The organism is Candidatus Enterococcus myersii (assembly GCF_017316025.1).
GTDB classification, from domain to species: domain Bacteria; phylum Bacillota; class Bacilli; order Lactobacillales; family Enterococcaceae; genus Enterococcus_C; species Enterococcus_C montenegrensis.
This window is the reverse complement of record NZ_JAFLVT010000017.1, coordinates 1-23,429: the sequence shown is the minus strand read 5'-3', so window position 1 is coordinate 23,429 and position 23,429 is coordinate 1. Positions and strand designations below refer to the sequence as shown.

Annotated in this window: 22 protein-coding genes and 1 tRNA gene; 4 read left to right on the top strand and 19 right to left on the bottom strand. The window is 35.5% G+C overall.

Translation table 11 applies throughout. The features are described 5' to 3' along the window. The first annotated feature begins 472 nt into the window (after positions 1-472). The gene (locus JZO76_RS11215) at positions 473-2,008 is read left to right on the top strand and encodes a helix-turn-helix domain-containing protein (RefSeq protein ID WP_206904398.1); all 1,536 of its coding nucleotides are present in this window, start codon (positions 473-475) and stop codon (positions 2,006-2,008) included. An 89-nt stretch (positions 2,009-2,097) separates the two neighbouring features. Here the strand turns inward: JZO76_RS11215 and JZO76_RS11210 are convergent. From JZO76_RS11210 to JZO76_RS11200, 3 genes are all read right to left on the bottom strand, one after another. After that, positions 2,098-2,170, bottom strand: a tRNA-Gln gene (locus JZO76_RS11210). A 68-nt stretch (positions 2,171-2,238) separates the two neighbouring features. Further along, positions 2,239-3,195, bottom strand: a complete 957-nt coding sequence (locus JZO76_RS11205) for a TMEM175 family protein (RefSeq protein WP_206904391.1) — start codon at positions 3,193-3,195, stop codon at positions 2,239-2,241. Further along, positions 3,196-3,618 (bottom strand): MarR family winged helix-turn-helix transcriptional regulator, encoded by a 423-nt coding sequence (locus JZO76_RS11200; protein ID WP_206904388.1) that lies wholly within the window; start codon positions 3,616-3,618, stop codon positions 3,196-3,198. A 136-nt stretch (positions 3,619-3,754) separates the two neighbouring features. Here JZO76_RS11200 and JZO76_RS11195 point away from each other — a divergent pair, with 136 nt between their 5' ends. Beyond that, positions 3,755-5,545: an ABC transporter ATP-binding protein gene (locus JZO76_RS11195; protein WP_206904387.1), complete on the top strand. Its 1,791-nt coding sequence runs from the start codon at positions 3,755-3,757 to the stop codon at positions 5,543-5,545. Between the two features lie 127 nt (positions 5,546-5,672). On the opposite strand, the gene JZO76_RS11190 is transcribed toward JZO76_RS11195, so the two are convergent. Beyond that, positions 5,673-6,104, bottom strand: coding sequence for a MarR family winged helix-turn-helix transcriptional regulator (locus tag JZO76_RS11190; protein ID WP_206904385.1), 432 nt, complete (start codon positions 6,102-6,104; stop codon positions 5,673-5,675). Positions 6,105-6,266: 162 nt separating this feature from the next. On the opposite strand from JZO76_RS11190, the gene JZO76_RS11185 reads away from it, so the two are divergent. Further along, positions 6,267-6,578: a DUF2316 family protein gene (locus JZO76_RS11185; RefSeq protein ID WP_206904383.1), complete on the top strand. Its 312-nt coding sequence runs from the start codon at positions 6,267-6,269 to the stop codon at positions 6,576-6,578. 139 nt (positions 6,579-6,717) lie between these two features. Here JZO76_RS11185 and JZO76_RS11180 read toward each other — a convergent pair whose 3' ends face one another. The 10 genes from JZO76_RS11180 to JZO76_RS11135 all read right to left on the bottom strand — a co-directional run bounded on the left by JZO76_RS11180 (position 6,718) and on the right by JZO76_RS11135 (position 16,408). Further along, positions 6,718-7,821, bottom strand: coding sequence for a hypothetical protein (locus tag JZO76_RS11180; protein WP_206904382.1), 1,104 nt, complete (start codon positions 7,819-7,821; stop codon positions 6,718-6,720). A gap of 208 nt (positions 7,822-8,029) precedes the next feature. Beyond that, a complete protein-coding gene (locus tag JZO76_RS11175) occupies positions 8,030-9,289 on the bottom strand; it encodes an NAD(P)H-dependent oxidoreductase (protein ID WP_206904380.1) in 1,260 nt (419 codons plus the stop codon). 50 nt (positions 9,290-9,339) lie between these two features. Beyond that, complete coding sequence (locus tag JZO76_RS11170) at positions 9,340-9,948, bottom strand: NADPH-dependent FMN reductase (protein WP_206904378.1); 609 nt, start codon at positions 9,946-9,948, stop codon at positions 9,340-9,342. A gap of 16 nt (positions 9,949-9,964) precedes the next feature. Further along, positions 9,965-10,858, bottom strand: coding sequence for an FAD:protein FMN transferase (locus JZO76_RS11165; protein ID WP_347401465.1), 894 nt, complete (start codon positions 10,856-10,858; stop codon positions 9,965-9,967). A gap of 50 nt (positions 10,859-10,908) precedes the next feature. Beyond that, positions 10,909-11,760, bottom strand: coding sequence for a helix-turn-helix domain-containing protein (locus tag JZO76_RS11160; RefSeq protein WP_206904376.1), 852 nt, complete (start codon positions 11,758-11,760; stop codon positions 10,909-10,911). A gap of 326 nt (positions 11,761-12,086) precedes the next feature. After that, the gene (locus JZO76_RS11155) at positions 12,087-13,742 is read right to left on the bottom strand and encodes a glycoside hydrolase family 13 protein (RefSeq protein ID WP_206904375.1); all 1,656 of its coding nucleotides are present in this window, start codon (positions 13,740-13,742) and stop codon (positions 12,087-12,089) included. A 17-nt stretch (positions 13,743-13,759) separates the two neighbouring features. Continuing rightward, positions 13,760-14,587: a PTS system mannose/fructose/sorbose family transporter subunit IID gene (locus tag JZO76_RS11150; protein WP_206904373.1), complete on the bottom strand. Its 828-nt coding sequence runs from the start codon at positions 14,585-14,587 to the stop codon at positions 13,760-13,762. A 39-nt stretch (positions 14,588-14,626) separates the two neighbouring features. Further along, positions 14,627-15,448 carry a PTS mannose/fructose/sorbose/N-acetylgalactosamine transporter subunit IIC gene (locus tag JZO76_RS11145; RefSeq protein ID WP_206904372.1) on the bottom strand — a complete coding sequence of 274 codons (822 nt, stop codon included), beginning with the start codon at positions 15,446-15,448 and terminating at the stop codon, positions 14,627-14,629. Positions 15,449-15,484: 36 nt separating this feature from the next. Continuing rightward, positions 15,485-15,964 (bottom strand): PTS sugar transporter subunit IIB, encoded by a 480-nt coding sequence (locus tag JZO76_RS11140; protein WP_206904370.1) that lies wholly within the window; start codon positions 15,962-15,964, stop codon positions 15,485-15,487. A gap of 30 nt (positions 15,965-15,994) precedes the next feature. After that, positions 15,995-16,408 (bottom strand): PTS sugar transporter subunit IIA, encoded by a 414-nt coding sequence (locus JZO76_RS11135; RefSeq protein ID WP_206904368.1) that lies wholly within the window; start codon positions 16,406-16,408, stop codon positions 15,995-15,997. Positions 16,409-16,767: 359 nt separating this feature from the next. On the opposite strand from JZO76_RS11135, the gene JZO76_RS11130 reads away from it, so the two are divergent. Continuing rightward, positions 16,768-17,553 (top strand): PHP domain-containing protein, encoded by a 786-nt coding sequence (locus JZO76_RS11130; protein WP_206904366.1) that lies wholly within the window; start codon positions 16,768-16,770, stop codon positions 17,551-17,553. Between the two features lie 93 nt (positions 17,554-17,646). Here JZO76_RS11130 and JZO76_RS11125 read toward each other — a convergent pair whose 3' ends face one another. The 5 genes from JZO76_RS11125 to JZO76_RS11105 all read right to left on the bottom strand — a co-directional run bounded on the left by JZO76_RS11125 (position 17,647) and on the right by JZO76_RS11105 (position 23,288). Further along, a complete protein-coding gene (locus JZO76_RS11125) occupies positions 17,647-20,190 on the bottom strand; it encodes a sigma 54-interacting transcriptional regulator (protein ID WP_206904365.1) in 2,544 nt (847 codons plus the stop codon). Between the two features lie 250 nt (positions 20,191-20,440). Beyond that, positions 20,441-21,076, bottom strand: a complete 636-nt coding sequence (locus JZO76_RS11120; protein ID WP_206904361.1) for a nitroreductase family protein — start codon at positions 21,074-21,076, stop codon at positions 20,441-20,443. Between the two features lie 185 nt (positions 21,077-21,261). Then, positions 21,262-21,909, bottom strand: a complete 648-nt coding sequence (locus JZO76_RS11115) for an HI_0552 family protein (RefSeq protein ID WP_206904358.1) — start codon at positions 21,907-21,909, stop codon at positions 21,262-21,264. 15 nt (positions 21,910-21,924) lie between these two features. Next, entirely contained in the window at positions 21,925-22,665 is a 741-nt protein-coding gene (truA, locus tag JZO76_RS11110; RefSeq protein WP_206904355.1) for a tRNA pseudouridine(38-40) synthase TruA, read from the bottom strand. 113 nt (positions 22,666-22,778) lie between these two features. Next, positions 22,779-23,288, bottom strand: a complete 510-nt coding sequence (locus JZO76_RS11105; RefSeq protein WP_206904352.1) for a DinB family protein — start codon at positions 23,286-23,288, stop codon at positions 22,779-22,781. Positions 23,289-23,429: the final 141 nt, after the last annotated feature.

Sequence of the window (23,429 nt, the reverse complement as noted above, 5' to 3'; positions counted from 1 at the left end):
ATTTTAGGCAAAAAGCTATAGCAGCAACAAAAACTAAAAAGCAAATGTTATCTCAACTTTTAAATAACAATAAAATATCAATTTTTTCTGTACTTTTTGTCAAAATTGACAAACCTTAATTTTTCGCCCTTTTTGCTAAAATAAGTTTTTTAGCTCTGTTATGAAAAAAATGAACTGTAACACAAAAAAAGACATATTAGCCAGATGTCTTTTTTTGTGATTCGTTTTCTATTTTATTAAGAAGAACAGCCATCCTGTTTGCAACTATTCCAATTGACTAACAAAAAATAGCTTGCGTAGAAGATTGAAATCCTAAAGTGTGCGTCGCTTCCAGCCAAAGGCAATCTCACGATAAATATACTCATTTTTGGTTATTTTTTAATCATCCGTAAAAAAGATTAGACATTTTTTCTCTTTACATTTGTTAAACTAAAGAAAATTAGCAGATCCATTGCCACAAGGAGAATAAAATATGGTCATAAATGAACTATTTTCAATAGTTTTAGATAAAATTAGTAGCGAAAAAAGAGATTTATTACACCATATAAATAATCAGCGAGGCCCTCACTTTTCCATTAATCAACTAAGTATTGAATTAAATATGAACTATAAAAAAGCAGCGCAACTAGTTTTAGAACTGGAAGAAGATTTTCTTGCTTTAGGCTGGGGATCCCTTGTTCCTGAAAAAGGGATTGTCATTTGGAAAAAAGATAATAGTAAAGAAACGGCATATCTCCGCTTTTTAGTTCAAAAGTCGTTGGGGTATCAGATTTTAAAAGCCATCTTACTAACTCCTGAAAAAACCTTGCCGCAATTTTGCCAAGAACATTTTATTAGTCAGTCAACTTTATTAAGGAGAATTCGTCCACTATCTCTTTACTTAAAAAAATATGATGTTTGGCTAAACGCCGGCCAAATGACCATTACTAGTAGCGATGAAGAAAACGTCCAGGCTGTGTTTTTCAAGCTATTGGGGGTTGGCGCTTTTGGTGCAGACTTATTTGCAGCAGACATTTCCCTTGAAGAAGAATTACGTGTATTGGATAAGTTAGCACATCAGGGTGCTAGCTTATTAAATGAATGGGTCGGCTTATCTTGTTTATTAATCGCGCGCCTACGCCTTAAAAATCACCACCCACTACCAAAACCTAGCTGTCCACCACCATTATTTTTAGCTAAAGCCAAGATTTTAGAAGATTATTTCGCCAATTTCAGCTGTGATGCAGCAGAAATTGAAAATGCAGCTTGTTCATTATATTTCAAACTATTCACCAACCACTATTTATCTGAAAATGATTGGCGGATAAAAAAAGTTACCCAACAATTTACTGATTTTTTGGCAAGAGGAATTCCCACGGCAACTATCAGCCAAGATTTCATCGTGAAACTACAAAAAGACTATTTTTATCAACCCTTGACTAAAAGTGAAGCAACAGTCTTACAATGCAATATCTTTCTAATTTTTTATTTATTGGAATCACCAGCATTGCTTGCGGCTACCCGCTTACAAACTATGTTACCAACTGTAGTCACACAAAAAGACAACTATCAAGAATTGGTAACCTTCTGTCAGCTCTTTTTATGTGAGTATGAATATTATTTAGAAAAAACATTACTGTCAGCCCAGCAAGTCAAAGACTTACCTTATTTTTTAGCAGAATCTGTTTACCCTTACGTGGAAAAAAAGCACTATCAAATCGAGCTTTTTGTCGGTATTCAACCTTTACCGAATTACTATATGATGACCAGTTTGACAAATTTTCTTAATCAAATCAAATTTGTCAGCTATGAAATCTATCAAGAAAATACAAACTATGATTTTTATATCGGGGTGACCAAAGATCACTTTACTGCTGATAAAGAGATTTATCTCTTAGCTTTACAGCATCACGCATATCAAGGAGAATTATTCCAACACCTGCTTGATGCGCTACAAAAAAAAGCGCAAAATCCTTTTTCTTTTGCCCCTACTACTCTGAAGAAGCAATCTAGTTTGTCATTAACATAAAAAGTGCTGTAGCAACTAGTTGCCACAGCACTTTTTATAAATAAACGGTATTTTCATAAGTCGTTGAACAATTTGTTATAGCTTTTTTATTGGGATAGCAGGGTTCGAACCTGCAATTGCTTGATTCAGAGTCAAGTGCCTTACCAGTTTGGCTATATCCCATTTATGCAACATAAAAAGGATAACGCCAAACTTTTTTCTTTTCAATTATTTTGTCTTACATTTATGCGCTATTTTTTAGACAGTGTTTTTTTGCTACTTGGCTGAAATTTCGGGTGATTGCGGTTGAACGGGCGTTGTTCCAAGTGATTTTCGCGCTCTTGCAGTCGCGATTTTTGCATTTGTAGTCGGTTAATCTCTTGTTGCAAGTGTTCTTGTTCATGAGTAGAAGCGGTTTTCATAGCTTTTTGTCGCATCGCAATTTCTTGATCCACTTTTCCCAGCCACTCTTTCATAATATCTTCCCATTGTTGACCATCTTTTTCATTGGGATCTTTTAAAGAGTCGCGTAATAATTTCGAATACCGTTTCATTGAACTGCCCCAAATTTGATTACGATCAGCAAAATAATCAGCTTGTTCTGTTTGGTCTAATGTATCAACAAAACGATCTTCCTCGCGATCAATCATATTTTGTAAAAAGGCTAAAATTGGCAATGCCAAATAGATAACTAAGGCAACATGGACCTGAAATAAGCCAATTACTAAAATAATTAGGCGGGCAATAAAACTCAGCATATCTTGGCGATTTAATTCATCTACGCGGCGTTTTTGTAAATTTATTTCCGTTATTGACTGCTTCGTCAATGCCGTAACCAAGCGGCGCATCAATACTGTCACAATTAAAGTTAGAATACCGTAAATCAAAACTGTCTGCTGTGTTGTATCTTCAATTAAAATCCGCGTCGCTGCTGGGACCAAAGACAAGAAAAATAGCAAGAGCAGATAAACCACCAAGCTCTTGTTTTTAACTTGTTCAATTCGATTAAAAGCATACGCCGTTTGAAACCATAAATTCGCTACAAAACAAAAACTAATAAAATAAATGCCCACAGCAGATAATAACGTTTGCCAGACAATATCACCGCTACTGGCATACTTAATTGGAATTTCCAACACCATGATCGTCAAAATAATTGCGATAATAGCATCGCTAAAAACAAGTACCCGTTCTTTTAGATTGCTCATTTATTCTGCCTCCAAGCGCGTGGTCAATTTATTTAAGATGTGATGCAGTTGCTCTTTTTCTACACTAGATAACGTCGCAAATAAATCTTGTCCCAAATGCTTTTGTTCATCTTGAATTGATGAAATGTAGCTTTTACCCTCTGCAGTTAGAAAATAATTGGTTATGCGGCGATCCGCTTCATTTTGCTTTTTAATTAAATATCCTTTTTGGCTCAATTTTTTCAATAGTTCACTTAATGACGCGGGTCTGATATGCATCATTTCAGCTAATTCTTTTTGCGAATGCCCTTCATGTCTAGCCAAAATCCGTAATAATCGGTTCTGACCAAAGGAAAATTCCTCTTTCTTTGTTTTATGTTTTAGGCGTCGTCGCATCAAACGATTCAAACGCTGAAATTCTTCAAATAAAACTTCTTCTTTCATCAAAACACATCCTTTATTGTTCTAATTTTACGCAATGATTTTTCTTCCGTCAAATAGTTAGGTGCCTATCTATTTACAAATTTCAAAAAAGGTAGTATAATAATTAGGTACCTAACTAATAAACGGAGGGGATTTAATGGCTCGAATGCGCTTTGACTTTGACCAAACAAAAAAACCTGAATTGACACTTAGTTTCATCCGTCGAATCCTCAATTATTTCAAACCACATACCTTAAAACTTATCCTGGTAATTCTTTTAATTTTTGCTACTTCCACGCTGGGACTTGTGCCATCACTTTTACTACAAAAAATAGTCGACGTAGCTTTGCCAAAACACAATTTACCGCAATTAGGCATTCTCGTGGGCCTTTCAATTTCGGCTACGATTTTATTGAACCTTTTACAAGTTGCCCAAGGTTATTTAAGTACTTGGATTGCCAAAAATATTACGCTGACGATGAAAAACAATTTATACCGTCACCTTTCCTTTTTACCTCAAAGTTTTTTTACCACGGTAAAAGAAGGGGAAATCTTGACACGCTTAACCAGTGATGTCGACGGCATTCAACAAGTGTTTCAAACGACTTTTATCAATGCACTAAGCAGTATTTTCATTTTAGCAACGACTCTTTTTGCGTTATTTTCTATGAATCCAATTTTAGCAGTTGTTGCGCTTGTCACCGTTCCATTATTCATCTTGCCAACTCGTAAAGTCGGCAAAAGAAGATGGCAAATTGCTGCTGCTAGTCAAAGTGCCTTAAGCAAACTAAATCAACATACCCAAGAAACCTTAAGCACTAGTGGCAGTACGCTAATGAAGCTTTTTACAAAAGAAGATGAAGCTTTTAGTACCTTTGATGAAATCAACCAAGAAGTTACTGCTTTACAAATTAGAGAATCTTTAGCTGGGCGTTGGTTTCGCATGGCGATGTCTGTCTTAATGGCGATTGGGCCGATGTTGATTTATTTAGTTGGTGGTTTTTTACTGACCAAAGGAAAATTAACTATTGGCGGCATTATCACCTTTGCTTCACTTTTAGGTAGACTTTATAATCCGGTTACCCAGCTTTCCAATATCCAAGTTGATTTAATGCGTTCTTTTGCCTTATTTGAACGAATTTTTGAGTATATGGACATTACGCCAACAATCCAAAATACCCCGCAAGCAAAAGATCTGACCATTAGTCGTGGTGAAGTATTATTTACCGCTGTCGATTTTCGTTATGAAGAAAATGAAGTTTTAAACAATATTAACTTACAAATTCTTCCTGGTGAAACTTTAGCTTTAGTTGGTCCTTCTGGTGCGGGAAAATCAACTTTAACTCACCTGCTCACACGTCTTTACGATCCGACAAGTGGGACTGTTACCATTGATAATCAAAATATTAAAGACGTAACTTTCACCAGTCTAAGACAAAATATCGGTGTAGTCAGTCAAGAGACCTTTCTTTTTAACGGCTCAATTTACGATAACTTACTTTATGCCAATGAAAATGCAAGCAAAGCAGAAGTAATTGCAGCTACTAAAGCGGCTTATATTCACGACTTCATTATGACGTTGCCAAATGGTTATGATACTGTCGTTGGTAATCGCGGCATTAAGCTTTCTGGTGGGGAAAAGCAACGGATTGCAATTGCTCGCATCATTCTAAAAAATCCTCAAATTTTAATTTTGGACGAAGCAACTTCTGCTTTAGATGCTATTTCTGAATATTATGTACAAAAAGCGATGGATAACCTTATGCAAAATCGGACAAGTATTGTGATTGCCCACCGTCTTTCCACTATTGCTAATGCCGATCAGATTGCGGTTATGGAACATGGGCAAATCATTGAACAAGGTGAACACAATAAACTTATGTCAAAAGATGGCTTATATGCTAAGCTTTATCAAACACAATTTAAAAATACTGAAGCGGCTGCTTAAAACAATAAACGAGACAGAAAACAGTAGCACAGCTTTTAAAGCAACCTACTTTTTGGTGGTTCAAAAAATAGAGCTATTTCCTTAGTTACGTTGGAAATAGCTCTATTTTTATTTATCATTTACTAGCTTAAGATTTTTCCTTACTGAATACGCTCGCAACTTTAGGTAACACTTGATTTAGTGAATCAATTTCTTTGGCTGTCAATTCTAATTCTACTAAAGCATTTAACTGGGCAAAAATCTGCTCTACTTCGCCAATTACTCTTTCACCAGCAGCAGTTAAGAATAATTGCTTTTGGCGTTCATTTTCAACTGGAATTTTTCGTTTGATAAAATCAGCTTTTTCTAAACTTTTCAAAATATTCGTTACTGTAGCATTGGGTTTTTCCAAATATCCAGCCAAATTTTTTTGAATCGTACCGGGATGCTGCGCAATATAATTTAAACTTCGTGCTTGGATTGGATTAAGCTCAAGGTATTTTAATGACTGTGCGACAAAGTTTTGTTGTAAGTTGCTAATTTGATAGATTTTTTCTGAAATGGAATCTGATTTTAACATATTATCACTCCCTGCAGTCAGTCTAATGGAAAATAGTTAAATTTACAACTTTTCCATTGACAACTATAGAAGGAAAGCGTATATTAGCCGTTGTAAAAGTTGTAATTACAACTTTTTATTTAAAAAAATTGAAATGATCCATTTGCATAAGGAGTGAATAGCATGTCATTAACTACCCAACAAACAATTGATACGATTGCACAACTACAAGAAAATATGCGTCGTGCTTCTTTAAGTCCTACCTTAATTGCTGAAGATTTTAACGTCTCTCCTGCAAAAATTGAACGGATATTGCACTTAGAGCAATCGGCACTTGAAGATCCTTGGATTCTAAAAGTTTATTTAGAAGAAAAATTAACACAACAAGGTATTGTCGGTGTTCCCTTTACCGCCCTTGTTGGAGATTATCATCAGTACTGGTTTTTAAATAGTCACAAAATAGACAAAATGAAACTTAGTCGGGGCGACTATTAATCTAGCAACGCTATTTTTCTATAAAAAGCTAAAACAATCGATCGCTGTTTTTCCTTATGAAAAATCTATACTTTCATTATCGCCTAAAAAAGTGCGCCAAAAACATCCACTGTTTTTGGCGCACTTTTACATTTTTTGCTTAAAAATTATAAGCTGCCATTGGTAACAAGATATTTCCCGCCACCGTAAATATGGCGACCATCCAAAAAATATGGCGGCCAAAAAAAGCAGCAAAATCATCATCGTGATAGTAAGAACGCTGTCGATTAATGGTGATGACAGCAAAGGACGAAAACAAAATAACAATGATGCCAAAAATATTAACAAATTCCAATAAGCCCGTGTGTAGTGCATCGGGAACCAAATTTGCTCCAACTAAAATATTACTTACAGTACCAAATAATGCACTTGGAATCATCCCCAATGGATCTACATTATGGTACGTACAAATGAATAAAACAATTAAGACCCAACCTAAAGTCCCCACCAGAGCAATAAAACATTTGATATATAACCCAATATTTTCACGGTTTAATTCAATTGCCGTTAAAAATTCAGTGACTGTGTAATTTCCATTTGCCTCTGGGTCAGCTTTATTATTTTGATACTCTTGCACAAAAAGATTGGTGTCAAAACGTTTGACCGAAAACCCAGAAATATTAATATTCTCATTAATCGATGAATTTTTACGATCCGCCTGTAATACGATATTTTCAATTGGACTTTTAGGTTCTAAATAAAAGCGAATTTGATAAGAGCCTAAGGGAAATCGCGTCGTCCAAAAAGTTTTCGTGACGACAGCATTTACACGTGCCAATTGATAATTCGTTTTTCCAACGCGACTTTCTTTTAAAATTTCTTGTGACTTAATTTGGCCATTATATATTTCGTAATGGTCCAACATATTCAAATCATGGTGATCATCCCATTTAAACCAGACCTGAAATGTGACATTGAAATTGGAATTACGAATACTAATTTCATTAATGTTCTCAACATAGACACCCGTACTGACTGAAATCGCATCTTTTGCTTGTTTTTGCTGCGATGTTGTTAATTGTTCTTTTTCATGTAAATACTGGGTCCAGTATTTGTTTTCTGACTGTTTATCGCTATATAAATAAAACGTCGTATAGCCAATATAGCCAATAAAAACTATTGATAGCCCCAATAACCAAAACCATAATAACTTCTTTTGTTGTTGATTAAATTTTCGATAATGTGTCAACCACTTTTTCAACATTCAATCCCCCCTTATATCTTTTGAAGCCAATAACCATAACCAAAATTAACCGCTAACATTTCAATAAATTAATTTTATCACAATATATAAAAAAACTACTGTAATAATGGTAACCTTGAAAAAAATCATTTGTTTTAACCTACAAAAAAACACTAAAAACCAGATTGCGAATCTAGTCTTTAGTGTTTTTTAGTATCGTTTGTTTTTACTAATCCTTTTTAGAAGCGCTAGAGATACCATCAACTGCAGGTGTTGGTGTTACAGCACTTACTGCAGACGCTGCGTCTTTTTTAGAAGCACTGGAGACGCCGTCAACTGCAGGTGTTTCTTTTTTTTTAGAAGCACTAGTTACGCCGTCGACATCGCCAACTAATTTTTGCCCCGTTTGTTGCAAGTACCATTCGACAATTGGCTTAAAGTCTAAAATATATTCATTAATTCCCATATAATTGCCTTGTTTATCATGCATAGCTTGATAATTATGAACAATATATTTTTCAGGCATTTGTTTTGGAACGTGTACGCGAACGACATCGGTGGCACCTGAGCGCAATTGTTGAATTACCCATTCGACATTCTGATAAGCTTTTTCTGGATGACATTTTGCCAATGGATTTCCCACTTGGCCTGGCACGCGCGGCGCTAACATCTCATTAGCGGGCTTTGTTTGGTTATAATATAAAAATTGATTGTTGCTATCGGCATAGGTTAATTCCATCGGCATCGAATCTAAGAAATAATTCAATTGATCCACGGTTAAAAGTCCCCGGTCTAATTTAACATAATCACGACCTACTGCAGGTTCAACGATTGCTGTCGCTTGTTCCAACCAGTCATCTGCCCACATATCGGCACCTTCAATTGTTGTGTCAATTTTACCAGTTGCATATAAATCTTCTGGTTCTGCTTTGGGCTTAGGATTTAATAAAGCCGTGACATTGACAAATTGAATAAATTTTTCCAATGTGCTCCCAAGAAAATCAATTGTTCCTTGATCTTTCAAATTATCATTTTCATCAAAAGCATTTTTTACTTTTCCCAATAAGAATTCATTTCCTGGCATAACAATCGCATTAACACCAGGCGCATCTAATATTTGACGTAAATGGAGTTGTGCCCGGGAAGAACCTTGGTCATAATAAGAAGCTCCCACGATCATAACCGGTTTATTTTCAAGGGGATGAATTTTAAAAGATAACCATTCAAGCACACTTTTTAAAGCAGCCGGAATAGTATGGTTGTGTTCTGGAGTTGCGATAATTACACCATCTGCCATTTTAATTTTGTGATTTAATTTTTGAATAGCTGGACTATTTGTTGCATCCTGGCTTTGATTAAATAAGGGAACATCGGTGATTTCCAACAACTCAAAGTCAAATAAATGACCAAATTTTTTACCAATAAATTTTAACAAAAGACGGTTATAAGAAAGATCTGCATTTGATCCGACAATACCGACGATTTTCATAGCAAAGACTCCTTTATGCTTGTAAATAGTTAAACTAAAATAACCCTGCTTTAGATGTTATCCCAAGAAAAATTTTCAGCTGCTTGTTGATTTACTGCGTGACTGTTTTGCAATTGTTTGGTAATCGTGACAAAAACAGTGAAATCCTGAAATAGGCCTGCGAGTTTTTCTTGTTGTTTTTCATCATTTAGATTGCCCGCTTCATCAAAAGCCGCTAAAGAATGGCTCAATAAAAATTCTGAACTAGGCATAATTCGCGCTTTTAATTCTGGTGCATCCAAAATTTGACGTAAATGGGCTTGCGCTCTAGAAGAACCTAACGTCCCATAAGAAGCACCCGTAATCATAACAGGCTTATCAACAAAAGGATAAATACCGTAAGATAACCAGCTTAAAGCATTCATTAACGCTGCTGGTACTGCATGATCATATTCAGGTGTGCTAATGATTACGCCATCGCTTTTGTTGATCTTTTCAGCAATAGCCTGCACACTTTCTGGTATTTTTTTGTCTGCCGGTTTATTAAAAAGAGGAAGATTATTAATTTCTACTAATTCAATTTCTGCTTCAGCCGCAAATTTTTTTTGCATGTAGGCCAACAATGCACGATTTGTTGATTCCTTTGAATTGGTACCCACAAGTCCGATAAATTTATACATTTGAAAAATCCTTTCTCTACATTAAATCTCTAATTCCATCAGATAAGATGACCTCATCTGTTGTGATGATAATTCCTTCAATACCTGAAGTACGGTTTAAAGTACGTATGATTTCAGCAGTTGGTAGTCCAAATAAGTGGGTAGTCCAAATCTCACCGTCTACTGATTTTTTTGATACAATGGTTAAACTAAGAACCTCCGTTTTGACAGGATAGCCAGTCTTTGGATCAATAATATGGTGATATCTTTTATTTTCCTTGATTAGACTACGCTCATAAATTCCCGAAGTAACTACGGATTGATTGGTTACCTTTAAAATCAGACGCGTTTGATTCCTATCTTTGCTAGGGTCTTGCACACCAATGCGCCATAGTCCATCTTCATGTTGTCTTGCTGTGCCAAAAACGACCACGTTGCCACCTAAATTAATTAATGCGCCTGTGACATTTTCTTCTTTTAAATAAGCCACCAATAAATCAGCAATAAAACCTTTAGCTAATGCCCCTAGATCTAACAGCATGCCTTTTTCTGTTAAAAAAGCAGTCTGATTTTGATCATCTAATTGAATATTATGGGGGTTAGTTTTAGCTAATAAGCCTTTAATCACTTCATCTGAAGGTACTTTAGCATCACTAAAACCGATGCGCCACGTTTGAATTAAAGGGCCAATGGCAATATTTAGCTGCTCACTTGTAAGACTATTTTCTTTTCCTAACTTGATTAATTCATATAATTCTGGCTGAAGGACAACTTTTTTTATGCCGGCATTGTGATTTAGGACCATTAGTTCAGAAGTAGGATCATTGGCGCTAAACCGCTTTTCATAAAGCTTTAATCGTTTTTCCAACTCATCCAAAATTTTTTCTGCTTCTTGGTGATCAACAAGAAGATCAATGACTGTACCCATCATATAAAGCTGTCTTGTTGCCAAAGTATTCACCTCTTCATTTTTTGACCAACTTAACTTTTTTTGACTGCTTGTGTTAGCTGGGCAATCGTTTTTTGTGCAATTTCGTTGCGATTAATTTTGGCATACGCATTAGCGTCTGCAAGCCGTTCTAAAATCTCGCCTTGGGGCATTTTAAGTTTCATGGCATTGCAGGCTAACTGTGTAGCCACTCTTGCCAAATAGAAGGTGACGTGATTATCTGAACAAATGGAAAGCGCATATTCCAATAACGTATTGCTAACTTGATACTCTGCAATTTCACTGTAAAAAACACCACACTGGTATAAAATATGCAACACGCGCCAGGTTTCTTCTATGGATTTAACTGGATAGTCATAAATCTTACGCAACACTTTATCAAAATAGACTTCCCCTTTTACTTTTTCACCAGCCTCACTGTAAACTAGTCCCATGCCCGTATAAGCCAATAGCTGATAGAGCGTATCTTCTTCCAATAGCAACTGATTAAAAGCAAATAAAACCTCGACGGCTGCTGCTTTTTGATAGTACAAAAGAAAACCTGACAAATAATGGTAGCGCATCTTCAACTCAGGAGTATCCAGCTCACTTGTTAAAATATTGGCTAGCAAATTTTGTGCCTTTTGATATTCCATTGTAATCAATAAAAATTCGATTTCATCAAAGGTGGCAACAAGCGTTGTATGTTTCACACCGATTTTGGGAAATAACGCTCCAATTGGAAAGTCTAGCCGTTCACAGAGCTTTATGAGAATTTTCAAACTTGGCACTTGGCCATTGTTTTCAAAACGACTTAAAGTTGCTTGTGTACATATGCCTTGCGCCAATTCGATTTGTGAGAAGCCAGCTTTTTTTCGTGCCGCAATAAATTTTTCAATCTGCATTAACTCCCTCCTTTTTTAAATTGTGCTTATTTTCACATTATTAATGATACCGCTTTACATCTGCATACTACGCCGCCATATTGGTAAAGTCAAAGTCGATATATAATATTTTATATAATTTTTTTGACAAATATTACATATTAGATACATTATTGAAAGATGCAATGTTTCTAGCTATTCCTTTTTACGACAAACATTAAAATGTAGTCTTTAACTTCATTTTCCTGACAAAAAAACTTCTCAAACAGTGACTGAAAAATTTCTTACTTTCTAAAATCGGTTAGTAAGGAAGAAATTTATCCATCATAATTTGAGAAGTTATTTATTTAAGCTTCAACAATATACGCTTCATAAGGCTGTAAATAGTCTGAAACCAGCTGATTTTTTTGATTGCTAAGAATCACTTGTGCTTTTTGATCACTGGCTGCAAATGGATTTTCGATTGTATTTTCACTTAAATTCGCCACAATCCGCCATTGTTTTTGGTTATCTTTGCGCAAATAGGCAAAGATCTGTTCATCTGTTGGCAATAATAATTCGTAGGTTCCTTCTTTTAAAATCGTTTCATTGTGCCGCAATGCAATCAATTTTTGATAATAACGATAAATAGAATGATCACTTTTTAAATCATTGGCTACATTGATTTTAGAATAAGCAGGATTCAACTTAAACCAAGGCACACCTTTAGTAAAGCCAGCATTTTTTTCCGCTGTCCACTGCATTGGTGTTCGTGCATTATCACGACTAACTTTGTGAGCTGCTTGTAGGAAATCCTCATGGGAAATAGTTTGCTGCTGTTTTACATAGTAATCATAATTTCCTAATAGCTCAATATCTTCATAATCTGTAATTTCAAAATCAGCATTCGTCATGCCAATCTCTTCTCCTTGATAAATAAAAGGTGTCCCTTGTAAGCCATGTAAGACTGTCGCAAAGGCCGTTGCACATTCGTAGCGGTGATTTGTATCATTACCCCAACGTGAGATTACTCTGGCGCGATCATGATTTTCAAAGTAAAGCGCATTCCACCCTTTGTCTTTTAATTCATGCTGCCAGTTGCTTAAAATTTCTTTCAATGCAACTAAATCTCGTTTTTTTAAAACCCATCGACCATTGACATCTCCTTTTTTACGATCGATATGCATATGTTCAAAAGTAAAAATCATATCCAATTCTTCTCGCTTAGGATCAACTAATGTGTAGGCATCATGTGCTTTAGCTGCTGGAGATTCGCCCACACTCATCATATCAAAAGGTGCTAAGACCGCTTGGTTCAATTCATGAATAAACTCGTGCATGCGGGGACCATTTTGTTGATTTTCTGTTGTATTGCTCCGGGGGTTATCGGGAAATTGCCAATCTTTTGAAATGGAAGTAATCACATCCATCCGCCATCCATCTACCCCTTTGGCTTTCCAAAAGCGCATCATATCGTAGATGTATTCTCTGACAAAAGGATTTTCCCAATTTAAATCCGGTTGTTCTTTCGCATAATAATGTAAATAATACTGCTTTCTACGCTCATCAAAAGTCCATGCCGAGCCACCAAAACTTGAGCCCCAATTATTAGGGGGCGAACCATCGGGCTTAGCATCTTGCCAGATATAAAAATCGGAAAAGAAATTGTCTTTTGACTTGCGACTTTCTTGAAACCATAAATGTTGATCCGAAGTATGATTGGCAACAAAGTCCATAATAATCTTTAGCCCTTTGTCATGGGCTGCTGCAATTAAGGCATACAAGTCTTCATTGTCTCCGAAAATCGGATCAATTTTTCGATAATCAGCAATATCGTAGCCATTATCAATTTGCGGGGATAAATACACCGGACTTAACCACAACGCATCGACACCTAAATCGACTAAATAGGGTAATTTTTCGATGATTCCTTTTAAATCACCAATGCCATCATCATTACTGTCGTAAAAACTTTTGGGATAAATTTGATAAATGACGGCTTCTTTCCACCAATCACTACGCATGCTCTTTCCCCTTTCTTTTATACAATTCCAAGTAATGACAAAGCAATGGCTGCAATAATGATGCCAAAAATTAGAACATTAATCGAAACATTTTTCTTCTTTAATAGATAAAAACAAAATAAGGTAACTGCTAAAGGTAGTAAACCAATAAAAATTTGATCGAGCATTTCTTGGGATTTTAAAATCGTTTTGCCACCCATTACCATTTTCCATTTCAAATCAAGTTTTACCATTTGGCTCGTCATTGCACCTACCATTGTTAATCCAACAATGGTTGCAGCTTTTGTTAAAATATTAATCAGACCATTTTCGTATAAATCTGAAATGTAAGCCGATCCTAGTGTGTAACCCAATTGCCCCCCATACCAACGAATAAGTTGAACGGGCAAATTAAACAAAAGTAAAAAGATAATCGGAGCCAAGACATTACCTGATTGCGCTAATCCGACTGCAACACCTGCCGCAATTACTCGCAAAACGCCCCAGAAAACCGAGTCGCCAATACCAGCTAATGGGCCCATTAAAGATGTTTTAATCGCATTGATGGAATCTTGATTAAAATCTGTCTTTTCACTATTTTCTTTTTCCATTGAAGCACTTAGCCCCATGATAAAAGGTACCATGGCCACATTTGTATTAAAATAAGACATTTGACGTACCATTGCAGCTTTTTTATCTTCTTGTTTTTTATAAAAGCGATTGATAAAAGGTAACATCGCATATTCAAAGCCTGAAGCTCCTTGTTTTGCTGGCGTAACAGCAGAATACAAGGTGAATGAGCGCCAGTACATTTGGCGTAATAATTTCTTTTCTTCTGGTGAAACATTTTGATTAAATCGAGACATCGTTTTTCCTCCTCATTTTTTACGATTAACTAATCTTTCCTAACTAAAGAAATCATCATTTTCAATCTCTTCTGTTGTTTCATTTGTCGCTGCTAGCGTAGGTTTTTGTTGGATTTGCTGTTCCATTTTCTTCAATTGGAAATCCCGTTGTCCAATCGTTACGGCAATAATTACCCCTAAAACTGCTACTGCAATCAATGGAATCTTGAAATATGCGACAATCAAAAAGCCTAAGAAGTAAAATGCGGAAACATTATTGTCCCATAAAATTTTCATTAACATCGCCATTCCGACTGCAGGTAGTAAATTACCAGCGACAGATAAACCATTAATAATCACATCCGGAATCATTTCCAAGACATTTTGCGTAGCTTTTGAGCCAAATAAGATGGCAAAAAATGGAATTAATGAATAGATCGCCCATTGCAATGCCCATAGTCCAAAATGCAAGCGGATAATTCCTCTTTCATTAGCTTCTTCAGCCATTTTGTCAAAGCGACTAGCAAAAGGCCCTACCACTGCTACATATAATAACGTCTTTACTTGTAATCCGATGATCCCTAATGGAATCGCGATTGGCAATGCAACTTCCACGCCACCACCCAAATTGATGGCAAATGCTGCAGCTAAAGCCGTTGCAAGACCAGGTTCGGCTGAACTTGCGCCCCCAATATTAACGACTCCCATAAAAATAGTTTCTAAAGAGGCTCCGATCAATAAACCTGTTTGAATATCACCAAGCAATAACCCTACTAAAGGTCCAATGACAATAGGACGCCCCAACATAGTAAAACCTAATAATTCCTGGCCGCCGACTGTTAAAAAGACGACTAATGCCACTACAATTGCTTCATATAACATAATTTTTCGCTCCTTTTATTTACGTGGATTCAACAATTACTTGATAAAGTCTTTGGCCAACTCTTTTTTATCAGATGGTAAATTTTGTAGTGCAGTTTCTGGATACAGTTCAACTAAAGTAGCTAAGCTTGTAAGTTCTGCTGGTGTTAACATAACAAATTGTGTCAAAGTCTTCTTCTCACCGATTACAGCTTTTCCGACGTTGCCGATATTCACATAGGCGATATTAGGCAGTTTATCTGCAAGTATAACAGCGTCATTAACGGTTTTAACCAAAACCAACAACTTCATTTTTTCTGCCCGTGGATCTTGCAGTAGATCAATTGCACCTTGAAGTGTTTTTATAATTACTTTGATCCCACTTGGTACCGCCATTTTTAAAGCCATTTGCTGTGTTTCATTGCCAGCTGTTTCATCATTGGCAACGACAATCCCATCAATATTTAACTCACGGGACCATACCATTGCAATTTGGCCGTGGATTAAGCGTTCGTCTACTCGTAAAGTTTTAATCATTTTATTTCTCTCCTTTTTCTTTAACACTTTTTAAGCAAAAAAATCATTTTCAGTCGTATTTTTGGCAAGTTTGACTTGTTGCATCCCTGCTTGTGCTTTGGTAATCATTTCTTGAATAAATTCATCACTAATCGCTTCTGTTGCTAAAATTACTTCTAATAAAAGTGGCACGTTAAAACCAGCAACAACAAAAATATTTTCTTCTGTTGTTTTAGTTGCAAATTTTTGATTAACGCTCCCTCCATAAATATCCGTAAAAACAATAACTTCATCTGCTGGGGTAACACGGGCAAAAAAATTATCAATCTGAGTGTCTAAATCCGCTTGTCCTTGTGTATAAGCCGAAATATAGGTAATATCTTGTTTCTTACCAACAAATAATTCCAATGTGGATTGAATTCCTTGGGCTAAATTGCCATGAGTGGCAATTACTACTTTTTTCATTTACTTTGCTCCTCTCTTCATTTGACACTTTACTACTAGCAAGTTGTGTGCCAACTCCAAAAAAACGGCTTAAATCAAGCTTTTAATGGGCATAAAAAAGAAGTGCTTAAAATAAAATAAGCACTTCTTTTTTGATTAATTTGAATTTTAGCAATGTTTACCAGGCCCATACACTAAAATAAAAGGACTTTTTTGATTCCCAGCTTTAAGCGCTGTTTCCCACGTAACTTAGCTTTTTACTTTCAAAACTTCTTGCTGCAATCCTTTTACTAAAAATTTCGACTAACTTGGCGTTTTTTTAATAAAGTTATGCTATCTTAATTAAAAAAGCGGATATAGTAGCCAATAGGAGGCCTGCCATGAATTATTACGATCAACATCTTCATACTTTTTTGTCTTTTGATTCTGAAGAACGGTTTGAAAATTATCTTGTTCAACAGCCCGCAACTTTTGTGGCCACCGATCATTTTGATTTAAAAAATCCAGCTCATGCATTTCAAGATGATATTCCAGATTACGAAGAACTTTTAAGGCAACAGCAAAAATTTATAAGCCAGCCTACAACTTTTCTAAAAGGGATTGAAATTGGTGTGGTTCCTGGTCAAGAAAGTAAAATTTACGATTACCTCGCTACGTATCCCTATGATTTACAATTGGTAAGTATCCATCAAAACGGACAATTCGACTATATGGACGATATCGTTTTAACCAAAGATAAATACACCATTATGGATGAATACTTTCAGCAAATGGAACGCGTAACCGAAGATTTTAAAGCTGGTCACATCCTAACTCACTTTGAATACGGCTTACGACGTTTAGACGTGACTTCCCATGAAGTTGCAACTCGTTATGAAGAGCAATTAACGCGAATCTTTAAAAATATAATCGCAAAAAACTGGGGCTTAGAATTAAACGCAAAAAGTTTTGCCAAATACCAAAATGCTCAACTATATGAATATGCAGTCCCCTTGTATCAAAATCTAGGTGGTAAGCTTTTCACTTTAGGTTCTGATGCCCATATTGCGTCAGATTTTCGTAACCAATTTAGTCAAATGGGAGCAATGCTAAAAAAATTCGGTGTCACTGAACTTGCGCTATTTCAAAATAAGGAAATCAAATTGGTGCCGATTCCTGAAAGCTAACTAAACAAAAATTTCTTTAATTACGCGAAAAACGTCTTAAATTAGCCTGCAAAACTCAATTTGCAGCCCTTTATTTAAGACGTTTTTTTCAAGTTAGATATAATATTTTAATAGTTCATACATTAAGGAGAGCTCATAATCATCAATGACAATATTGTACTTCATTTCCAGCGGATGGAAAATATTTTTTGAAATCGAGAAAAACTCTTGTTTGGTTTTATCCAGTTGTTCTTCTGCTTGGACACTGACGGACTCTTCCCGTGAAGAAATCATCATCCGCTCAATCATTAAAGCAATGTGCATGTATAAATTCAACTTCACTTTTGCATCAAAGACAATGGTGAAGAAATCTTGATACTTTGCTACAACGCCTTGTACTTCACCTAAAACAACCTTCGGATTTAAAAATTGCAGTCGACTACTAATTCCTTCAATAGTGAAAAACTCCAATAACCCTTCAATTAAATTGGCAATTGTTTTTTCCTTTTCACCTGTTGCTAATAACAATTCTTTTAAGCGTTTAGTTCCACTGGCCTCCATAATATCGTAAATATTTAAAATTGGAATTTGATAATCATATGGTAAATCTGTGGTGGTGATAATAAAATCTGTCTTTTCAAAATACCCCATATCATGGGAAGCAAGTGAATTTTTTAAATCTCGATAGTCCATGGTAATGATTTCTTTTTCCATTTGCAAACGATCCAACATGATCTGCTTAATTTCTTCACTTAATCCGACACCTGACATACACGAAACGATGATATTTTTATTTTGAGAGATTCCTTCGTAATACTGAATATGAATCATTTCGTGATACGTATTGGCCCGCTCAGCAATTTCTCTAAAACTTTTTTGTTGTTGAACTTGTAGCGCTACATCTAAAACAAGGGGTGTTGATAAATTGTTAATCACTAATAAATCAGAATCCAAGTACTGTTTAATTTGTTTATACATTTGACTTAAAGAACCCATATCAAAAAGCAAAATAACTGGTAATTTTCTTTGATTTAACTTCGCAATATACTGCTGCACTTTCTGGCTAATTTCAGGCATACTGCTATCTAAGGGCATATCAAAAGCTGCAAAAATAAAATTTCCCACTAAGCCATTTACCACCCCTTGAATACTTGAAGCTGTACTTTTTCCGTGGGAGATTAATATGCACAAGGTTTTAACCTCTTCAATTTTTTCTATCGCAGCATAGTCTAATAGAAAAAGCGCCATACCACTAACAAGTGCGATTTGCTCGTTGCTTGCATTGTTTTTTAAAGGTGAAAATAGCTGTTGAAATAAATAAAAAGCCCGCGGATATTGTTCTTTTATCTTCTGTAGCCAAGCTTTTTGCTCTCTAAGTGGCACCGGTGGCACATTAGCTAAAAAGAAAGCGCAAGAATTTAAAATCTCTTTTGGTATCAGCTCTTTGACTCCATATTTTTCCCATAATAAGGAGATTAAAGTATCATTTAGCACTTGTCTATAGCTTGTCACTTGTAAACTAACATTATCACCCGGTGCTTTTTTTAAATGTTTTGCAACAATAAATTGGCCATCAAGAAAACTTTCGCTTTCGGGTAATTCTGCCAAAATTGCGGTGACAATTTCTTTTGCCACGCTGTTTTGATTGGTGATTTTATCGGTGGGTAAAAAAGTTACCGCTGGTTTTTTGTCTCCAATAATTAAGTCATTCCCAGCTTGTTTTGCATAGGCTTTGGCGCAAAGAAGTTTGATTTGATTGTTCAACGAACCCAAATTCCCAGCCTGAGGCGTTTTTAGTAATTCCATAATCAAACTATTATTCACGCTAATTTTTCTATTCATTTTTTTAGCTTCTGTAATAAATGCATGTTGGATTAATGCCATTCGTTCTTCTGAGGGCCTTGCAATAAAATTGGGGATTGTAACGGTCATTGGCACTCGTCTTCTAAAAGTTAACAGTAACATATCGTCCAATGATTCTGTCGTTGCAAAAAGAAAACGAACCTTTACTTGTCGTACTTCTTTACTACCAAGTGGACTATAGGTTCCTTTATCTAATAAAGTAAATAATTTTTCTTGATTTTCTTTAGGTAGGCGATGAATTTCATCTAAAAACAAAAATCCCCCGTCAGCTGCTGCCACAAGTCCTGCCGTATCTTCTGTCGCTCCGGTAAAAGCGCCTTTTTTAAAACCAAACAAGACTGAAGAAAGTAATTCTGGATTATTGGCATAGTCAGCACAATTCAAAGAAATAAGTTGCGCTTCAGAAGAAATTACACTTTTTGCCTTAGCATATTCATAAATCAAATGCGCTAAATAGCTTTTACCAACCCCAGATTCACCGGTTATAATCAAAGGAAAACCATTTGGTGGATATTTGACAGCCGCTTTACAGGCATCAATCACTTTTTTTAACGAACCTTCGCCACCAATAAATGCGCGAAATGGATCTTTAATTTTTTTAAGACGCCAATACACCGGCTTTGTCCCAAATTTTTCTACCAATTCTTCTTTTAACAGTTGGGATAAATAATGGCTAACTACACCTCTGGTTAACCCATTTTCATCGGCAATCTGTTGCGTTGTCAGATCCTTTTTACCATCATCTTCTAAGTGCTTAATCGAATTAAGCACTTCATATCTTGCTTTTGTGGCCATTCTTTTCACCCTTATTTTTATCTGATTAAAAACAGAATCAATTGTTTAAGTTTTACTTTGAAATCATTATACCACGGAAGTAAACGAATCCAAGCCAAGCTAAGCTATTTTACCGCACCATTTAGATAAAGCAATTTTGTCAGTTATTTCTTTAGGCTGCTTCATTTTAAGCTAGAAAAATCTGCTTATGAAAAAAAGACCTAAACCAAAAACAATACAAACTTTTGGTTTAGGTCTTTTATTTTGTGGCTTATTTGAAAGTTGTCAATTTATCAGCAGAGAGTCTAACTGACTGGTAACCTGACTCTGCCGCTTTACCAATAGAGAGAATTAACACTGGTAAATAGCGCTCTTTTTCTAAATCAAAAGTTTCCGCTAAGTTTTCTGCTTCAAAACCACCAATTGCATTGGTATCATAGCCATGGGCTCGCGCCACTAGCATTAATTGCATTGCTGCAAGACTAGCATCTCGCAAAATGACATTATCCATTTCATTCAAAGATAGATTTTGATAATGAGGAATGATGGTAGCTAATTGGCGATCATGAACTTCTTGCGGCATCAGCCCCGCATTTAATGCTGCCCCATATATTTCTTTACCGTATTCATAATTTTTACGGTCACCAAAAATTAAGATCATTGCAGCAGAAGTATCATTTTGCAATTGATTAAAGCGAATAAAAGGGCGTAGCTGTTCTTTTCCTTCATTTGTATCCACAACAACGTAGCGCCAAGGCTGCAAATTAACTGAAGAAGGTGCACGATTTGCTTCATCTAACATAGTCAACATTTCTTCTCGACTGATTTTTACATTTTCATCATACCGTCGAATCGATTTGCGGTTTAAAACAATATCCTGAAAGTCATTATTTATGAATGCTGTCATTTTCTTACTTCCTTTTATTTAAAATTAAAGTGCTAAACTAACTGCTAAAATATACTTGATTCAAATTTTTTTGGCAAGATTAAAGCTTACACTTTACTTGAATCATTACTTTTATACGACAAAATTTTTTTCATAAAAAAAGCGGCAGCATCTTCCAATGCCACCTGCTGTATTTTCGTTTTTTATTAACCTAATGCTTGATATAACGGCATTAATTCTTTTAAAGTTGCTACGGTCTTATCTTCAATTTGAGGGTATTTTGCTTTCATTAAAAGTTTCCCGATTTGAAAAGTTTTTCCTGCTAGCTTTGCTTGAAATTCTGTTTGTAACTTTTCACTAGCCAAGTAATCTTTCAAAGCCAGATGATCATCTAGTTCATGTTCTACTTGAGGCCAAATATAATAGTCTGTAATATCGATCTTTTGACTCCAGATAGCAATTTCTTGTAATAAATCGTTATAGGCCGCAACACTTCCGGACCGTTCAGAACTTTTGTAATGTTGAAACATGAGATAAATCTGATACTGCTTTTTATTTAATAGTACCGCTAGACAGGCGTTTTCTCTTTGACGTGATTCACTACGATAGGCACACCAAAAGTGGTTACGTAAATTCCAACCATTGGTCCAGCTTTCTATTTTGGGCTTTGTAATACCAAAGTCTTTGGGCAAATTAGTAGCAACTGTTAAATTCAGTTCTTTCCATTTTTGCCAATGTTTTTTATATTCGTACTTGATCTCTTCAAGCTCGGCAACTGAATATGTTACCTTTAAGTGTTTGAATGTATAATTATCTCTAGCTAAAACCTCAAAATCCGCAATATCTAATTGCATTTTTTATCCCTCTTATCATTCATAAAAAACTTCATCTAAAAATAGCCCTGCGGCTGGAACTGTTTCTCCTGCATCTTGGCGAATTTTATTTGCCAAAACCTCATCAATAATATTAATATCTAATTTACCCATACCAATTTCCAACAAAGTACCCGTTAAAATTCGTATCATCTTATGCAAAAAACCGTTACCTATAAATGTAAAGTGCAACATGGCACCATTTTTTTCAATTCGAATCTCTTCAATCTTGCGAACCGTCGATTTCTTTGTCTTTTTTAAAGCAGAAAATCCAATAAAGTCATGGGTTCCGAGCAACTTTTCAGCAGCTTTCTCCATTTTTTCTAAATTTAGCTCTTGGGGTACATAAAAACTATGATGCCGGTAAAAAGCCGTCGGAATTACATCGTTCCAAACATAGTAACTATACTGTTTACCACTGGCATTGTAACGAGCATGAAATCGTTCACTCATTTCCGTTACATCTTTAATAACAATATCGTTAGGTAAATAACGGTTCAAAAAATTAAGCATCTCAAGTGGCGACAATTCAGATTCAGTTTTAAAATTTGCTACTTGCCCTCTGGCATGTGTCCCTGCATCTGTTCGACCAGAACCAATAATTTCAATTTTTTCTCCAGTCATTTGGAATAAAACACTTTCGATTTTCCCTTGAATTGTTTTATCCGAGCTTCCAAGCCGCTGCCAACCCAGATAACGTCTTCCATCATACTCAATCGTCAATTTAATATTTTTCATTTTATGACTCCTTTTTTAACTTGTTGTCTATTCTACCAAATAAGCCATTGAAAAAGTTAGCGTACCAAAGAAAAAACAGGGCTAAAAAATTCTCCCTGTAATTTCTAATTTTTTTATTTTCCAATCACTAATCTTCTAGTGTAAACTGCCTGTCCAGAGTGCATTATTGCATCATCTATTGCAGAGACAATTCGAACTTGTCGGGTTACTGGCGGATTCCAATTTGTATCTACGATATCTTGCAGACTTTCTTCATTAATTGATTGTAAATAAGCGACTGTAAAATCAACACTTGCAGCAAGATAATTCAGTAATAACGCCTTATCCTTTACAACAACTTTTGCAGCTTCTTGCGGCGTATGATGCCAATCCTCTGTATCATCAGGTAGTGAAAGATTAAACTGCTCGCCAAAACCCTTTTTAAACCATAAAGCTTGTGAATTATTTAAATCCGAAATCTGAAAATCTAATTCTCGAGCAGTATGCCAAGTTAACCAAGTCACAGATTTAATTAATGGCGCTGGCATTTTATTAGCCTCAGCTACATTCATTTGTTCTAATGTATCTTCAAACCGTTCCTTTGCTCTTAACAATGTCTCAATGGATAATTCAGTAATTTGCACAGTTTTCCCCTCCGTTTATAAGTTTTTAATTTATCTATGTTGTTTATTCTAACACGTTTCCTATAAATTACAGGTGTATTAAATCTATGTATAAAAAAAAGACAGCAACTACGCTGTCTCAAAAACTCCGGCAGTAGGACT

Coding starts and splice junctions, on each gene's coding strand:
- JZO76_RS11130 (WP_206904366.1), top strand. CDS start 16,768: ATGAATTATTACGATCAACATCTTCATACTTTTTTGTCTTTTGATTCT.
- JZO76_RS11165 (WP_347401465.1), bottom strand. CDS start 10,858: ATGATGGGTACAGTCATTGATCTTCTTGTTGATCACCAAGAAGCAGAA.
- JZO76_RS11140 (WP_206904370.1), bottom strand. CDS start 15,964: ATGATTAAAACTTTACGAGTAGACGAACGCTTAATCCACGGCCAAATT.
- JZO76_RS11115 (WP_206904358.1), bottom strand. CDS start 21,909: ATGCAATTAGATATTGCGGATTTTGAGGTTTTAGCTAGAGATAATTAT.
- JZO76_RS11120 (WP_206904361.1), bottom strand. CDS start 21,076: ATGACAGCATTCATAAATAATGACTTTCAGGATATTGTTTTAAACCGC.
- JZO76_RS11190 (WP_206904385.1), bottom strand. CDS start 6,104: ATGTTAAAATCAGATTCCATTTCAGAAAAAATCTATCAAATTAGCAAC.
- JZO76_RS11195 (WP_206904387.1), top strand. CDS start 3,755: ATGGCTCGAATGCGCTTTGACTTTGACCAAACAAAAAAACCTGAATTG.
- JZO76_RS11185 (WP_206904383.1), top strand. CDS start 6,267: ATGTCATTAACTACCCAACAAACAATTGATACGATTGCACAACTACAA.
- JZO76_RS11175 (WP_206904380.1), bottom strand. CDS start 9,289: ATGAAAATCGTCGGTATTGTCGGATCAAATGCAGATCTTTCTTATAAC.
- JZO76_RS11205 (WP_206904391.1), bottom strand. CDS start 3,195: ATGAGCAATCTAAAAGAACGGGTACTTGTTTTTAGCGATGCTATTATC.
- JZO76_RS11170 (WP_206904378.1), bottom strand. CDS start 9,948: ATGTATAAATTTATCGGACTTGTGGGTACCAATTCAAAGGAATCAACA.
- JZO76_RS11135 (WP_206904368.1), bottom strand. CDS start 16,408: ATGAAAAAAGTAGTAATTGCCACTCATGGCAATTTAGCCCAAGGAATT.
- truA (WP_206904355.1), bottom strand. CDS start 22,665: ATGAAAAATATTAAATTGACGATTGAGTATGATGGAAGACGTTATCTG.
- JZO76_RS11215 (WP_206904398.1), top strand. CDS start 473: ATGGTCATAAATGAACTATTTTCAATAGTTTTAGATAAAATTAGTAGC.
- JZO76_RS11180 (WP_206904382.1), bottom strand. CDS start 7,821: ATGTTGAAAAAGTGGTTGACACATTATCGAAAATTTAATCAACAACAA.
- JZO76_RS11155 (WP_206904375.1), bottom strand. CDS start 13,742: ATGCGTAGTGATTGGTGGAAAGAAGCCGTCATTTATCAAATTTATCCC.
- JZO76_RS11160 (WP_206904376.1), bottom strand. CDS start 11,760: ATGCAGATTGAAAAATTTATTGCGGCACGAAAAAAAGCTGGCTTCTCA.
- JZO76_RS11150 (WP_206904373.1), bottom strand. CDS start 14,587: ATGTCTCGATTTAATCAAAATGTTTCACCAGAAGAAAAGAAATTATTA.
- JZO76_RS11125 (WP_206904365.1), bottom strand. CDS start 20,190: ATGGCCACAAAAGCAAGATATGAAGTGCTTAATTCGATTAAGCACTTA.
- JZO76_RS11200 (WP_206904388.1), bottom strand. CDS start 3,618: ATGAAAGAAGAAGTTTTATTTGAAGAATTTCAGCGTTTGAATCGTTTG.
- JZO76_RS11145 (WP_206904372.1), bottom strand. CDS start 15,448: ATGTTATATGAAGCAATTGTAGTGGCATTAGTCGTCTTTTTAACAGTC.